This window comes from Acinetobacter sp. KB005 (genome assembly GCF_049949095.1).
Taxonomy (GTDB): domain Bacteria; phylum Pseudomonadota; class Gammaproteobacteria; order Pseudomonadales; family Moraxellaceae; genus Acinetobacter; species Acinetobacter calcoaceticus.
Map to the genome: position 1 here is coordinate 3,875,755 of NZ_CP188191.1, position 14,879 is coordinate 3,890,633.

9 protein-coding genes and 1 tRNA gene are annotated in these 14,879 nt (G+C 38.5%); 3 read left to right on the forward strand and 7 right to left on the reverse strand.

The genetic code is table 11. The features are described from left to right. Window positions 1-219: 219 nt before the first annotated feature. From posA to greB, 3 genes are all read right to left on the reverse strand, one after another. Entirely contained in the window at window positions 220-4,218 is a 3,999-nt protein-coding gene (posA, locus tag ACPF64_RS18540; protein WP_426452837.1) for a delta-poly-L-ornithine synthetase PosA, read from the reverse strand. Between the two features lie 338 nt (window positions 4,219-4,556). Continuing rightward, window positions 4,557-4,646, reverse strand: a tRNA-Ser gene (locus ACPF64_RS18545). An 89-nt stretch (window positions 4,647-4,735) separates the two neighbouring features. Continuing rightward, window positions 4,736-5,230, reverse strand: a complete 495-nt coding sequence (gene greB / locus ACPF64_RS18550) for a transcription elongation factor GreB (RefSeq protein WP_092709468.1) — start codon at window positions 5,228-5,230, stop codon at window positions 4,736-4,738. 372 nt (window positions 5,231-5,602) lie between these two features. Between greB and ACPF64_RS18555 the strand changes: the two genes are divergently transcribed. Next, on the forward strand, window positions 5,603-6,715 hold the full coding sequence (locus tag ACPF64_RS18555; RefSeq protein ID WP_023274147.1) for a transglycosylase SLT domain-containing protein: 1,113 nt from the start codon (window positions 5,603-5,605) through the stop codon (window positions 6,713-6,715). Window positions 6,716-6,806: 91 nt separating this feature from the next. On the opposite strand, the gene ACPF64_RS18560 is transcribed toward ACPF64_RS18555, so the two are convergent. Further along, on the reverse strand, window positions 6,807-7,190 hold the full coding sequence (locus ACPF64_RS18560; RefSeq protein ID WP_003650124.1) for an SCP2 sterol-binding domain-containing protein: 384 nt from the start codon (window positions 7,188-7,190) through the stop codon (window positions 6,807-6,809). Between the two features lie 204 nt (window positions 7,191-7,394). Next, window positions 7,395-8,300: a tRNA 2-thiocytidine(32) synthetase TtcA gene (gene ttcA / locus ACPF64_RS18565; protein WP_003650120.1), complete on the reverse strand. Its 906-nt coding sequence runs from the start codon at window positions 8,298-8,300 to the stop codon at window positions 7,395-7,397. A gap of 504 nt (window positions 8,301-8,804) precedes the next feature. On the opposite strand from ttcA, the gene ACPF64_RS18570 reads away from it, so the two are divergent. Both ACPF64_RS18570 and htpX read left to right on the forward strand, forming a co-directional pair. Then, a complete protein-coding gene (locus tag ACPF64_RS18570) occupies window positions 8,805-9,674 on the forward strand; it encodes a lytic transglycosylase domain-containing protein (protein WP_215901093.1) in 870 nt (289 codons plus the stop codon). Window positions 9,675-9,921: 247 nt separating this feature from the next. Next, complete coding sequence (gene htpX, locus ACPF64_RS18575; RefSeq protein WP_003650116.1) at window positions 9,922-10,827, forward strand: protease HtpX; 906 nt, start codon at window positions 9,922-9,924, stop codon at window positions 10,825-10,827. A gap of 49 nt (window positions 10,828-10,876) precedes the next feature. On the opposite strand, the gene ACPF64_RS18580 is transcribed toward htpX, so the two are convergent. Beyond that, a complete protein-coding gene (locus tag ACPF64_RS18580) occupies window positions 10,877-11,452 on the reverse strand; it encodes a DUF4112 domain-containing protein (RefSeq protein WP_426452842.1) in 576 nt (191 codons plus the stop codon). A gap of 73 nt (window positions 11,453-11,525) precedes the next feature. Beyond that, window positions 11,526-14,621, reverse strand: a complete 3,096-nt coding sequence (locus ACPF64_RS18585) for a multidrug efflux RND transporter permease subunit (RefSeq protein WP_426452844.1) — start codon at window positions 14,619-14,621, stop codon at window positions 11,526-11,528. Window positions 14,622-14,879 lie beyond the last annotated feature (258 nt).

Consider the following 14,879-nt stretch of genomic DNA (forward strand, 5'->3'; position numbering starts at 1 on the left):
ATATATAGACACGCTCTTGGTAAGGCACTGATAATAAAAAACATATTATATAAATAAAACAGTTTTGATTAAAATATGTACTTATTTGATTTATATGAAATTTTCAGGATTTGTTAGCAATATTTAAGCTAACTATGGCGCTAATTTATAGGCTATGCATAAAAAAAGCCCCTGTTTTCACAAAGGCTTTTTAAATTAGTTAGTTAAGCTCAGTTTCAATTACTTATGAACCCAAGGCACAGCTGGTGAGCCAATCCACGCAGATTTAGCAGGAATATTTTCACCTTTCATCACTAAAGTTAAAGGTCCTAACACTGCATGGTGGCTAACATTGGCGTTATATAAAATAATACTACGTGAATTTACGACTACATCATTTCCAATATTCACTTGTCCAATTTTCATAATACGATCTTCAAACAAGTGAGTTTGTGGACCTGAAAAGCTATTAAATTCAGCACGGTCACCAATGCTTACACAGTCAAACTCAGTAATATCAGCCGTATCCATATAGACATCTTTACCAATTTGAACACCTAAAATACGCAAGAAGAATGGCAACATTGGCGTTCCTCTTAAGTAGTTTAAGAAGTTTGGAATCGCAACTGATTCATATAAGCTCGTGACTCCTTCACTTAACCATACAAACATGGTCCACATTGGCGCTGAACGCGGTTGATAACGACCAATTAAAGTCCACTTCATCAATGCAACAATAATGAAACAGCCGACACCATAGAGCAGTCCTGCAATGGTTAATGCTAATAGTCCTTTCGCTATGCCGTAGTTATTAATAACATCAATAACGTCTAATACAATCATATAACCTACGCCAATTGCGAGTGCAGCTGGCAATACAACGCGAAGGCCTTCAATAAAACCACGCATGAAACGGCGCTTGGCACTAGGTTTAAACGTTAAATGGTCAGGATATTTTTCAGCAGCTTCACGTGCAGGTAATAATAATGGCGGAGAACCAAACCAAGTTTGACCATCATACATTTCAAGGTTATCTGGTGTTTTTGATTGTACGCCAATTAAAACGTTATCTGGTAAAACAGTTCCATCAGCAATATAAGCACTGTTTCCGACAAAGCTACGGTTACCGATTTTGGTCGATTTTAATGTCATCCAACCGCCTTTGATCTCTTCATCACCCAACATTACCGCATCGGCAATAAAGCTTTCTTCCCCCAAAGTCAGCATTTCAGGAATAACACCATTTGCAGTAGAAATTTCGGTATTTTTACCTACTTTCGCCCCTAACATACGGAACCATGTTGGCGCATAAATCGTAGCAAACAGGCCGTGCAATGTTTGTAAGCTTGTTTCTAAAATTTGAGACGCAAACCATTTACGATAATAGGTGCTGCCATGAACAGCGTACGTTCCAGTCTCAAGACGAGGCAATGCAATTTTGCGTATTGCTGAAGAAATAACAGCAGTAATCATCATCATCATTGCACTAGCTGGAATCGCTAAAGCAAAATAATAAAGTGCGATTTGCAGGTGGTTATTCGGATTGATATTAAATACGTTTACATCTAACCAATCGACCAAAAGGAAACTTGGGAAAATTGGAATAAAGAAAAGACAAGCAATGATTAATGCACTAACACCATAATATCCATATTCAGCAATCTTACGAATAAACGATAATTTAGGACGTTCTGGCATTTTAGCGTGTTCATCTACATGCCCTATTTTCTTAGCTGGCGTACCATCCCAAATTTCTCCGGCTGGTACAACCGTGTCATATTCAATTGAAGTTAAGGCATTTACATGAGCTTGTTTTTCTAACACTGTATTTTCTTCTAATACAGCATATGAACCCACATAACTATCTTCTTTAAGATGAATTGAACCCAACACCAAATGACCATGTTCGACTTTGGCATTTTCTAAATTCACTTGAGAGCCAATACTCACACCATCTTCAACAGTTAATAACGATGGCATACGAATATGAACTGAACTAATGGTGACATCATGTCCAATTTTTGCGCCCAGTGCTTTTAAATAGAGGTTAAGTAAAGTTGAACCTGACAATAAATAAACTGGTGAAATATTGCTAATACGGTCTGCTAACCACCAACGGAAATACGTCATTCCCCAAAGTGGATAACGTCCTGCACCAATGCCCAGCATTAATAATCGTTTCACCATAATTGAAAGTACAAAACTACTAATAATAACGCTGATATAAACCAATAGAGACAACAAGATCGCATACGGGATGCTGTCTCGGGTTCCACCTGTAAAATAGTGATAGGTAAAGAATGGTGCCAACCATTGCAAAATATTAATCGAAATTAAAACTGGAATGGTCGCAAGCTGTGCAATACCACATAACCATTTATAAGTTTGATTACGCGGGTTGTCTTGCCCAATCTGGCTATCAAATAACGTTGGCTCTGGTTGCTCCAACATTAAAGCTGCAATAGCCCCCACTCTTCGGGCTTGATATAAGCTTTGAATTGTAAGATGGCTATATTCTTGATGTTCACGCAGATTTGAAACTAAAACAGCGGCTAAAAGTGAATGCCCACCTAAATCATCAAAGAAATCCGAATCTAGTTTAATCGGCATGTTCGGAAACAAGCGGTTCAAAATTTCAAATAAAATTTCTTCGGCTGGATTTTGCGGCTGATCAGATTCACTACGGTCAATCACACTAGTAAGCGGTCTTGCTTTTAATGCCTTACGGTCAATTTTCCCAGATAATAAACGTGGTACTTCTTCAATAATCTCAAAACGATTCGGTACCATATAAGGTGGTAAACGTTGAGCTAGAGTATGACGAAGCTGCTTAATTTCTATCGGTTGTTTAGCATCAAGCTCAGGTGCAATAAAAGCAATAAGCTGATCAATTCCGTCTTCTTGACGTAGAATTACTGCTGCTGTGCCAATGCCATCAATATCACAAAGTGCCGCTTCAATTTCACCGAGTTCAACACGGAAACCACGGATTTTCACCTGATCATCAGCACGGCCTAGGCAGTGTACTTGACCAAATTCATCAATTTTTGCCAAATCCCCAGTACGGTAAAGCAACTCTTCATCCGCACTCATTGCCCAAGGGTTTTCAATAAACTTATCAGCCGTTAAATCCGGTCGCCCTAAATAGCCTGGTGCCACACTCGGACCGAAAATACAGAGCTCACCTGTTTCACCTTGAGGCAGTAATTCTCTTTCAGCGTTAATGACTAACATGCCATAGTTTGGTAAAGGTTTCCCAATCGTGACAGGTTTACCACGTTCTAACGGCTCAAGGCTTGCAGTAACCGTAGTCTCAGTTGGACCATAGGTATTAAACATTTGATGGTGAGGTAATGCCCAACGGTCAACGAGTGAATCTGGGCACATTTCCCCGCCTAAGTTGATAATACGTAAATTCGGTACATCTTCAGGGAATAAAGCCAGTAATGTTGGTACAGCATGCAATACTGTAATTTGTTCCTGCTTTAATGTTTGGCATAAACGTTCAGGGTCACTCACCAAGTTTTTTGGAGCAATCCATAATGTTGCCCCAACCAAATAAGAAAGCCAGATTTCTTCAAATGACATATCAAAAGCGACAGAAAAGCCTTGATAGACTTTATCTTGCTCTTGAATATCTAAAATATTATTTTCACTACGTAGAAAGTGACAAATATTTTTCTGGGTAATCACAATACCTTTCGGCTTTCCAGTTGAGCCTGAAGTATAAATAATATAAGCAGGTTGATCGGAGGTCGTTCTAGCTAAAGGAATATTTTCACTGAGTGGCTTTTGAAGTTCAGTATTTGTCCATTTGGTTTGTGGCACGTCAGCTAAGTGTTCATACCATTCATCGGTAGTAATCATCCCCACAGCTTCAGCATCTTCAAGACAAACTGCAATACGGTCGGCAGGTGTATCCATATCAAAAGGAAGCCACGCTGCGCCACTCAAACAAATCGCCAATTGGGCTTTTAAAAGCTCAATACCACGAGGTACCCATAACCCAACAATATGACCTGGTTTTATCCCTCTTATCGTCAAATGTTGAGCCATAATTAAGGCTTGCTGATATAACTCCCCATACGTCAACGTTTTATTTGCTTCAATTAAAGCTGTTTTATCTGAGAGATTTTGAGCAGTTTGAATAAAAATATCGGCGAGTACTTCATCTTGCAAAAATTCGGGATGAAATTTACCACGAATAATATTTTTCGAGCTTGTTACGCATTGGTTCATTTTTATAACTCTCTTTAAGTTTTTGATTTAACTTAAATACAGTCACGTTTGGATTTTTATGACTTATTAAAGAAATCAATTGTTAGGCAACAAATTAAAGAGTTGAACTTAAATGAAGATTAAAGATTTTATTTTAAGCGTAGAGAGTGAGTTATTAACTTAGAAGAACAATCGATTTTTATGACTTATAAATCAAACGGGAATGACAACAAGGAAAAATATAGGCACGTATTTTTATAAAAATTAAATAGCGTTATTCAAAATTGATATAAGCCAAGAAAATAAAAAAATAGGCATAAAAAAAAGCCCTCGTCATTAACAAGGGCTTTTTAAGAATTTGGCGGAAGCGGTGAGATTCGAACTCACGGAGGACTCACACCCTCGTCGGTTTTCAAGACCGGTGCATTAAACCGCTCTGCCACGCTTCCAACGAGCGCTATAATATAAACAAAAACACAAGTTGGCAAATCTTTTATTTAACTTTTAATTCAAACGCTCAAAATAAATACAAATTGCTTTAGTTTTCTGGGTTTTCACTCTTTTCATAGCGAATTGTATTGATATACCAAAGCTTTTTCCCAGATGGCGTATGCACTTCAATCTCATCATCGACTTCTTTGCCGAGCAGTGCACGGGCCATCGGCGATTCAATCGAAATATGCTGCGGGTGATGATCATAAATTTCATCAATCCCCACAATACGTAAAGTTTTTTGCTCACCTTCTTCGTTTTCAATCTCGACCCAAGCGCCAAAATAAACTTTACCGGCTTGCTCAGGGGAGTAATCAATGATTTTTAATTCTTCTAAACGTTTTCCTAAATAGCGTACTCGTCGATCAATTTTTCTAAGTAGCTGCTTGTTGTATTGATAATCTGCATTTTCACTGCGATCACCCAAGCTTGCAGCCCAATTCACTTTCTTTGTGATTTCTGGTCTTTCTTCATGCCAAAGTTGTTTTAATTCAGCAACTAATTTGTCATGCCCTGATCGGGTGATTAAGTTAGATTTCATGATTAAAAACCACTGTTCAACAACATATCGCTTACAAGATGTAGCATTTTATACCCTATTTTCTCATATCAGAAGTGTATAAATTTTCTTCCTTAAGAAATTCATGTGTTTATGATGATATATCGAAGATTTAATTGTACGAAATTTGACAATACTTTTTTTCAATACTATGATGCGCGCAGATTAAATGTTGAGCATTTTTTAACCTTTTAGAAAACTATGTAGATTTTCTACACAGTTTGTTTTTTTCATTTCATGTCATTTTGAATGACGTCATGACTGCCCACCCCTTATTGAATTTATCAACTTTTAAAAGTTATGGCAGCTTATTGTCTGACTTTTTGGGCATAAATTATCTGTAGCGGAGACAACATGCACAGTAATTCAAGTTCAGGGTCGAGGCTTTGCCTTAACTCTTTATTTTCTTCTCTCCCGTTAAAAGCACTTGCACTCAGTACTATGCTTTTTCCATTTCATAGTATTAATGCAGGAAAAACCCTACAGTACAATACTGTAGTAAATACAAACACTCTAACTGTTGTTGCGGTAGAAAGCCCGACAACCGTTTTCAAAGAAGATCAGTTTTTACATGGTTTTGGTTACGACTTAGCACGTAACTATGCACAAAGCCTTAATGTAAAGCTGGACTTTAAAATCGTGGCAGACAATGCCACTGCACTTAGATGGGTTCAGCAAGGTAAAGCAAACTTTGCAATGACGACCGCAGGTTTAAGTACCATCGAGAACAAAGGTTTAATGTCCTTTTCTGCAAGTTGTGGTGACACAGTCGATTTGCAAAAAAATGGGTTAAATCCTGAGTTAAGCTGGGTGTTTAAACAAGCTGATGACCCTCTTACCCAAACTGCTAGTGGCTTTGTATGCCAAAGTAAGCAAAATGGTGTAACCCAGCAACTTGCTTCTTTCTATAATCGTAATGTGGTGAAACCAGAAGCTTGGTCAACCATTCAGCGTGACTTAACGACGCGTTTACCGATTTATAAAGCGAGCTTTAAACAAAGTGCAGCTAAATATGATCTTGACTGGCATTTACTTGCTGCCATTGGTTATCAAGAATCATACTTAAAGCCAGAATCTGTTTCTCCCACAGGTGTTCGTGGCTTAATGATGCTGACCAATAGCACTGCTCGAGCAATGGGTGTAAGCAATCGTAGTGATCCAGCTCAAAGCATTCAAGGTGGCGCGAAGTATTACGACCAGATGCTAAGTGAATATGATGATATTCCCTTCCCTGATCGGAACTGGTATGCACTTGTAGCCTATAATATGGGACCTGGTGCGGTAAACCAGATTCAGAAGCGCTTGCAAGCACAAGGGAAAGATCCAAATCAGTGGGTTAATCTCTACAATTATTTGCAAAGTAATAAAGCGCGTAATGGTCGATATAAGCAAGCGGTTCAATATGTCACTCGTATTCGTGCTTATCTTGAACATATCAAAACGGCGCAAACACGAATCAATATCTAATTTTTATTGTTTAAAAGTTGATAAACTCATTGTTTGTATAAATAAAAAGCTTACCTCTATGGGTAAGCTTTTTATATGAATTCTTTGAAATTTAAGCTGTTTGCTCTAATACTTTCTTAAATAAATCTTTTTGTTCTTGGCTTGGCTTTGCTGTTTGTAAAGCCATCAATTGAGACATATCGCCTTGAACTTTAATTTTACCAGTCATGAATGCCTGCATAGCAGCAGCCATATCAAACTCTAAGAATACTTTACGTAAAGTTTCAGCATCCATGTTTAAAGTTGTTTTGGCATTTGAAGACAAACCTTTTTTGATTTTACCCCCATCTAAAGCTAATTCGGTATTTCCAGAAGCATCTGTAACTACTAAATTAATTGCCAAATTAGCAAGAGCAGGTGGCAAATTAAGATCCCCTGCTTCAGCAGTTAATTTTTCGACAGTAGCAAACCAATCTTCAGTTAAAAATGCAGGCATGATTCTTCCTCAAATTTATTTGTTCAATTTCTCTAGTTGCCTATCCAGACAACATCATGTGAAGCAATTCTGCTTGAGCGTTGTTATAGCATGTAATTTAAATTTAGGGCTATGACTTTTTGTACGGAACATTCATTTTTTAGTATTTTGATACATTAAAGGCACTTGTTTATAAAGTGCCTTTAATTGACTTATCAAGTAGTTTTACTCAGCAGCAAAACTTAAGTTCACAACATCTAAGCGATTCTTAAGCTCTTCTGGATCTTTAAAATCCAGCTCGCGCTGAGAATCTAGGGCTTCGAAGTCAAACAGTTCACGGTCCGCTAATTGAGACGGAGATACGTTTTGTAACGCACCAAAAATGCTGTGTAAGCGTTTCGGATATTGTTTATCCCAGTCACGTAGCATTTCATTCAGCATGGCACGCTGTAAGTTTTCCTGCGAACCACAAAGGTTACATGGAATGATTGGGAACTGACGCAACTCGGCATATTTGATGATGTCTTTTTCTTCAACATATGCCAATGGACGAATCAGAATATTCTTTTTATCTGATGATAAAAGCTTTGGAGGCATCGCCTTTAAACTACCACCATGAAACAGATTTAAGAAGAACGTTGCAAGAATGTCATCGCGGTGATGTCCTAAAGCAACTTTAGTCGCACCAATTTCTTGTGCAAAGCCATACAAAGAACCACGGCGTAAACGGGAACATACTGCACAGTAGGTTTTACCTTCCGGTGTTAAACGCTTAGTAATGGTATAGGTGTCTTTTTCTAAAATGTAATATGGAATGTTATTTTCTTCCATATAACGAGGTAAGACATCTTCAGGAAAGCCTGGTTGCTTTTGGTCAAGGTTAACCGCAACAACATCAAAATTGATTGGTGCAATACGTTTAAACTGCAACATGATATCGAGCAAGGTATAACTGTCTTTACCACCAGACACACACACCATGACCTTATCGCCCTCTTCAAGCATATTGAAGTCACGAATAGCATGCCCAACTTGACGGCGAAGCTTCTTGAGCAAACGGTAATAGGCCGAGCTTGTTGGAAGTTCAGGCTTAAAATTAAATCCCTGATTAGACTCAACTGGCGCGTACATAGACGAGATATACCCATAAATAAAAATACCGCGCAATTTTATATGATTCGGACGAGAATCGCATCAAAAGAATAGTTTCAATTCTTGAAGTCGTCACATTGCTCCTGCATGATGCAAAAGTCGTGTTCTATTTTGACTAGCGCGTTCAAAATTTGTGCAAAGTGCTTACTTTTTGGACTTTTCCACAGTTTTCCACAAAACCTGTGGATAAAATTGTGGATTTCTTCGTACTTGACAAACTGTTTAGACCTTCTGTTAAGGGTTTTATTTAAATTGATCATTTTTTAACCAATGTTTTTTACCTTTAAATATCAACATGTTAGTCAAGTCAATAGAATCATTTTAAAAATAATTTTTAATTTTTTTTGATGAGCATTCGAACAAAACAGCTTGATTTTTTGAAAGAGTCGAAATAAAAAAAATTACACAAAAGTTCTTTCTGTAATATTTTTTGATAAACTCTTCGACAAGTTTTGAATATCTTAAAATTGTGAATAACATAAAATGAAAAAACCGGTTCAATTTCTTTTTTCTTGTTTACTGGGGATGACCACTTTTTCGGTCGGCATAACGTCGACTTCAGCAGGCCAAATGTATATTTACCAAGATAAAAATGGTAGTACATTGCTGACGAATCGAAAAAGTTATGATCAATCACTTAAAAAAGTAAAAGTGACCTATTACCCTGACAGTAATATTCATAGTTATACGAACTGGGGAGCTTCAGAGGCCTCTGTTCTACCAAGCTACAATAAAAATAAAAATGCTTTTGACCACATTATTAAACAGGCTGCACAGCAACACGGCGTATCAGAAGGCTTAATTAAGGCCGTCATGCATACCGAGTCAGGATTTAATGTAAATGCTCGCTCTCCAGTCGGGGCGCAAGGTCTTATGCAGCTTATGCCTGCGACTGCACGTCGATTTAACGTGACCAATGCCTTCGATGCTCAACAAAATATTTTTGCAGGTGCAAAATATTTAAGCTGGTTGCTCAAGCGTTTTCGTGGCAATACACAAATGGCTCTTGCTGCTTATAATGCAGGTGAAGGTAATGTTGATAAATACGGCGGTATTCCACCTTTTCGTGAAACACAAGATTACGTGCGCCGTGTAACCAGTCGATATCAAAACTTGTATTCATCTGGTTCAGGTTTTTCATCTTTTACTAATTCTTCTAATACTTCAGCGCAAGTATCTTCTCAGTCTTCTAATTTAACGGAAAACACAACAGCTCAAATAGCTGCGCCAGCACCTAAATATTCTTCTTCTCGTCAAATTGTGACTTTATCTAATGGGACATTTACTGATGCGCCTACGGGTACTTATGTCACGAACAACGCCACTGCTATTGCACATATTCGAATTGAATAAAAACTTTTACTGACGGATCTATTTCGTCAAATTTCTGTGCTTTAAATTGTAAAGATCTATTACCTGATCCTTACCATTTAGGCGAATTTAGCCAATAATTCTTTAAATTTAGGTACATTCTACTTCGTGAAAGAATGTATCAATTCCTTATTTTTTTCTTGAATTTTTCCCTTAAGCCCCGCATATTAGCTGCATGATTTAGAATTTGTAAATCAGATAACATTTTATTTATAAGAGGGTTTTCTCAATGATGCGGATTGGTTTGTTTTTGCTTACCAACCTCGCGGTACTGGTTGTAGCTGGCATTATTTTGTCACTCTTCGGTGTCGGTAGTTACCATGGCGCGGGTGGCTTGAATCTAGGCAACCTTTTAGTGATCTGTTTTGTGTTTGGTATGGTGGGATCTTTAATCTCGTTATTCATGTCAAAATGGATGGCTAAGAAAACGACCGGTACAGAACTGATCGACCCGAATGCTCCTCGTAACCAAGCTGAAAGCTGGTTATTGCAAACAGTCGCTGAACTTTCTCAGCGTTCTGGTATTAATATGCCAGAGGTTGGTATTTTTCCATCATATCAATCCAATGCCTTTGCAACAGGCTGGAATAAAAATGATGCCTTAGTTGCCGTTTCATCTGGTCTACTTGAGCGTATGAATAAAGATGAGCTCCGTGCTGTGCTTGCGCATGAGATTGGTCACGTTGCGAATGGTGACATGGTTACCCTAGCACTCATCCAAGGTGTCGTGAACGCCTTTGTTATGTTCTTTGCTCGTGTAGTCGGTGACTTTATCGACCGTAATGTTTTTGGTCGTCAAGATGATGAAGCACCGGGTATGGGTTACTTCGTTATTACCATGGTATTAGATATTGTCTTTGGTATTCTCGCTTCTGCGATTGTGATGTGGTTCTCTCGTTATCGTGAATATCGTGCTGATGAAGCCGGTGCGCGTTTAGCAGGTAAACAAGCAATGATTTCTGCATTATTACGTCTACAAGCTGAGACAGAAATGCCAGATCAAATGCCAAAAGAAATGAAAGCTTTCGCGATTGCGGAAGGTAAAGAACAAGGTTTCAGCTTAGCTGCTTTGTTCCAAACCCACCCAACAATTGAACAACGTGTGGCAGCTTTACATCAATTAGATTGCCCATAAAACGTTTAACGTGAAGAAATAAAGCCTCCAATCGGAGGCTTTATTTTTATTACATTGATTGATAAAAGCTCCACAGATAACTTGCTCCCCACCAAACAGCCAAGCCAATTAATAGTAGTACAAAAGCACCTAATAAATCGGGTATATGTAACCATATCCAACTCACCACAGGATTACGCCAGAAGGCTGAGTGCTGCTGCTTCTTTTCAAGCTTTTCATGTAAATATGGATGAACGACATGAATATCACTTTGAATCGCATATTCTTCACGTATGTGCGTATGCACCACATCTAATGCTTTTCTACTAGGTCGTATAAATATATCAAAAATAGTTCCTGCAACTGGAACAAAGCCCACTACAGCATCTACAACTGCCAGTTTAATGACTGGAGTTAATTTATATTGGGGTACACCAATCTGTTTAGCCTTATAAATGGCATAGCACGTCAGCGCGAAACCAGCAACATCACCAGCAATTGGAATCGTACTTAATGCAGCATCGGCACCAATACCCTGCTTTGTAAAAGGAATGCGAACTGCGCTGTCCATCATGGTGGCAAACTTGGCAAGGTCTCGTTCTAGTGCGATGACCTGCTGCTCTGTTAATTTTTTTTCTTGAGGCATCTAAATCAAATACACTAAGGAAAGTTAAACTTAATATACTTGATTTAATGCCTCTTTTTAAAATAGTTTGCTTTTAACTAGAAGCTTTCGATCTAAACAATGAACGAAGCAACACGTACATCACTGGAATAAAGAATAAAACCAGCACAGTACCAAACATAACACCACCTAAAATACTAATACCGATTTCTTGGCGACTCACAGCCCCTGCGCCTTGAGCAAAGACCAAAGGGATTACTCCAGCACCAAAGGCTAAGGAAGTCATTAGAATGGGTCTTAAACGCAAGCTAGCACCTTCTAAAGCCGCTTGAATCGCGTTCTTACCCTTTTCTTGAGCCAAGGCTGCAAACTCAACAATCAAAATTGCGTTTTTGCACGATAAGCCAATCGTGGTTAACATTGCGATTTGGAAATACACGTCATTTGGCAGTCCAAAAATATAAGAGAAAATTACACTTCCCCCTACGCCAAGCGGAATTGATGTCATCACAGCGGCTGGAATGCTCAAGCTTTCATATAGAGCTGCTAAACACAAGAAAATAAAGCCCGCTGAAATTAAATATAACCAGACGGCCTGATTAGTCGACTTCTGTTCTTCAAAAGATAAACCTGTCCACGCTAAACCCACATCCTTTTGCTGATTTACGAGTTGTTCAACATCTTTCATTGCCTGACCTGAACTGCTGCCACTCGCAACATCTGCCTGTAGCTGTAAAGCACTATATCCCATATAGCGTTTTACGATTTCAGGAGCTCCGCCCCAGCTAAAGTTAGCAAATGAACTAAAAGGCACCATTTCATTTTGGTTATTACGTACAGACCAGTTATATAAATCTTCTGGTTTCGATCTGAACTCAGCATCACCTTGAATCATGACACGCTTAATACGACCACGGTCAATAAAGTCATTCACGTAAGTCCCACCCCACGCACTCGACAGAGTGTTATTAATCGCAGGGAGTTCTAAGCCATTTGCTAATGCTTGTTTCTGGTCAATTTTGATATTTAGGTTTGCTTTACTATTGGTTGATTGCTTATCAAAGTTTTCAAAACTTGAGTAGCTTTTGCTCTGTGTTTGCAACTGACGGAAGGTGCTATCTAGAAAATCTTGCCCCTGCCCATTTAAATCTTGAATCCATAAATCCATACCATCAGTTTGACCTAGACCATTGACCGAAGCAGGTAAAGTCACATTGATTTGAGCATTATTAAAACGGCTAAAATATTTCATCGCACGCTTTTGTATAGCGTCTGCCGAATCATCTTTTCCTGTACGCACATCCCATGGTTTTAAAGCAATAAATCCTTGTGCCAAGTTCTGTCCTGTACCCGAGTAATTTCGGCCATAACGGATTAAAACTAAGTCGACATTTTTATCTTCTTGAGTCAGGAAATATTGACGAACTTGTTCACCAATTTTCTGACTTTGAGAAATTGGGGCACTATCCACAAGCTTAATTTGAACACTTAAAATGCCTTGATCTTCTTTAGGAATAAATCCACTTTTTAAACCACTATAGAACAGTGCGAAAACAGCAATCAAAGCCACAAAAATCACAACAACCGATTTACTGTAACGAATGCTTGTTTGTACGATCTTGATATATTGATTTTTAAGTTGATCAATTTTTTGGTTAAACCAAACCGCCCAACGCATAGGCTCAGGGTTAGGTTTTAAAATTAGGGCACACAAAGCAGGTGTTAGGACTAGGGCAACGACGAGCGATAACGCCATAGCGGCAACTAAAGTAATAGAAAACTGGCGGTAAATAACCCCAATTGAACCACCTAAAAAAGACATTGGAATAAAAACCGCAGTTAAAACCAATGTAATCCCAATTAAGGCACCACTAATTTCTCCCATCGACTCAATGGCTGCTTCTTTCGGTGTTAAGTGCTGTTCATGCATGAGCCGTTCAACGTTTTCCACGACTACAATTGCATCATCAACTAACAAGCCGATGGCGAGCACCAGTGCAAATAAAGTTAAGGTGTTAATACTAAAACCAAGCACATATAAGACAGCAAAAGTTCCTAAAATAACAACCGGCACAGTAATACTCGGAATGAGTGTAGCGCGCCAGCTTTGTAAAAATAGGAACATCACCAAAATAACGAGAATAATCGCTTCAATAAGCGTCTTCACTACTTCCTTAATCGACTCTTGAACAAACGGCGTGTTATCTCGTGGATAAACAATTTTATATCCGGCTGGTAACTTGCTTGTAACCTGATCTAGAGTTTGATGAATAAGCTTAGAGGTTTGAATTGCATTCGCACCTGAAGATAACGAAATACCTAAACCAGCAGCAGGATAGCCATTAATGGTATTAAAAGACTGATAATTTTCTGCACCCAACTCAACTCTGGCAATATCTTTTAAATAGACATAGCTCGCTGTTTGATTTGCTTTTACTACAATATTTTTAAACTCTTCAACTGTTTTTAGTCGAGAACCGGCTGTAACTTTCGTATTTAAATATTGCCCATCGATAACAGGTAAATCACCAATCGCACCTGCGGCCACCTGTGTATTTTGAGCGGTGATTGCACTGGCAACATCACTTGGCATTAAATTATATTGTTTTAATTTATCGGGGTTTAGCCAGATTCGCATTGCATATTGCGAACCAAAAACATCCGACTCGCCTACCCCTTCAATACGGTTCAGGTCATCTACCACATGCGTAGTTAAGTAATCCGATAGCTCAATATTGCCTGATTTACCTGTCGAGTCATATAAACCTACCACCATAAAAGTATCGCCGAGTGACTTACTTACCGTCACCCCTTGGCGTTGCACTTCATCGGGCAAACGTCTTATGACGCCACTAATACTATTTTGTACTTGTACCTGTGCCGTATCAGGATTTGTTCCATTATCAAAACTAATCGTAATTCGGCTACGTCCAGATGAGTCACTGGTCGAACTGAAATAAAGTAAGTGATCTATACCCTGTATTTGCTGTTCTAAAATCTGAGTAACACTTTGCTCAACCGTTTGTGCATCTGCCCCACTATAACTTGCCGATACTGTAATTTTTGGAGGGGCAATATCAGGATAACGTTCTACGGGTAAATTCAGCACCGAGAAAATACCAAATGCCATAACAATAATTGCTAGTACACTGGCAAAAATAGGGCGCTGAATAAAGAATTTAGATAGCATGGCTGCTCAGAATTAAGTCGTCAATTAACAGGTGGCAATACCGAATTCGGCATCTTGATCATCAACGAGCGATATATAAAAGACAAGTAGAATTAACACAATAAATGCAATTAAGACAAAAACAAAGCCAGAATGGGCATTTCCTACAAACCCATAAACAAGGTTTTAACAAGTGTCACTAAAAATTCATGAATTCTTCATGATCATGTCAAGTTCAATCGGGAGACTAGTTTCGTTTAGACTAAAACAATATGAGTA

What these genes read in the sequence shown, in the direction of transcription:
- posA (WP_426452837.1), bottom strand. Translation starts at nt 4,218, where the DNA reads ATGAACCAATGCGTAACAAGCTCGAAAAATATTATTCGTGGTAAATTT.
- greB (WP_092709468.1), bottom strand. Translation starts at nt 5,230, where the DNA reads ATGAAATCTAACTTAATCACCCGATCAGGGCATGACAAATTAGTTGCT.
- ACPF64_RS18555 (WP_023274147.1), top strand. Translation starts at nt 5,603, where the DNA reads ATGCACAGTAATTCAAGTTCAGGGTCGAGGCTTTGCCTTAACTCTTTA.
- ACPF64_RS18560 (WP_003650124.1), bottom strand. Translation starts at nt 7,190, where the DNA reads ATGCCTGCATTTTTAACTGAAGATTGGTTTGCTACTGTCGAAAAATTA.
- ttcA (WP_003650120.1), bottom strand. Translation starts at nt 8,300, where the DNA reads ATGTACGCGCCAGTTGAGTCTAATCAGGGATTTAATTTTAAGCCTGAA.
- ACPF64_RS18570 (WP_215901093.1), top strand. Translation starts at nt 8,805, where the DNA reads ATGAAAAAACCGGTTCAATTTCTTTTTTCTTGTTTACTGGGGATGACC.
- htpX (WP_003650116.1), top strand. Translation starts at nt 9,922, where the DNA reads ATGATGCGGATTGGTTTGTTTTTGCTTACCAACCTCGCGGTACTGGTT.
- ACPF64_RS18580 (WP_426452842.1), bottom strand. Translation starts at nt 11,452, where the DNA reads ATGCCTCAAGAAAAAAAATTAACAGAGCAGCAGGTCATCGCACTAGAA.
- ACPF64_RS18585 (WP_426452844.1), bottom strand. Translation starts at nt 14,621, where the DNA reads ATGCTATCTAAATTCTTTATTCAGCGCCCTATTTTTGCCAGTGTACTA.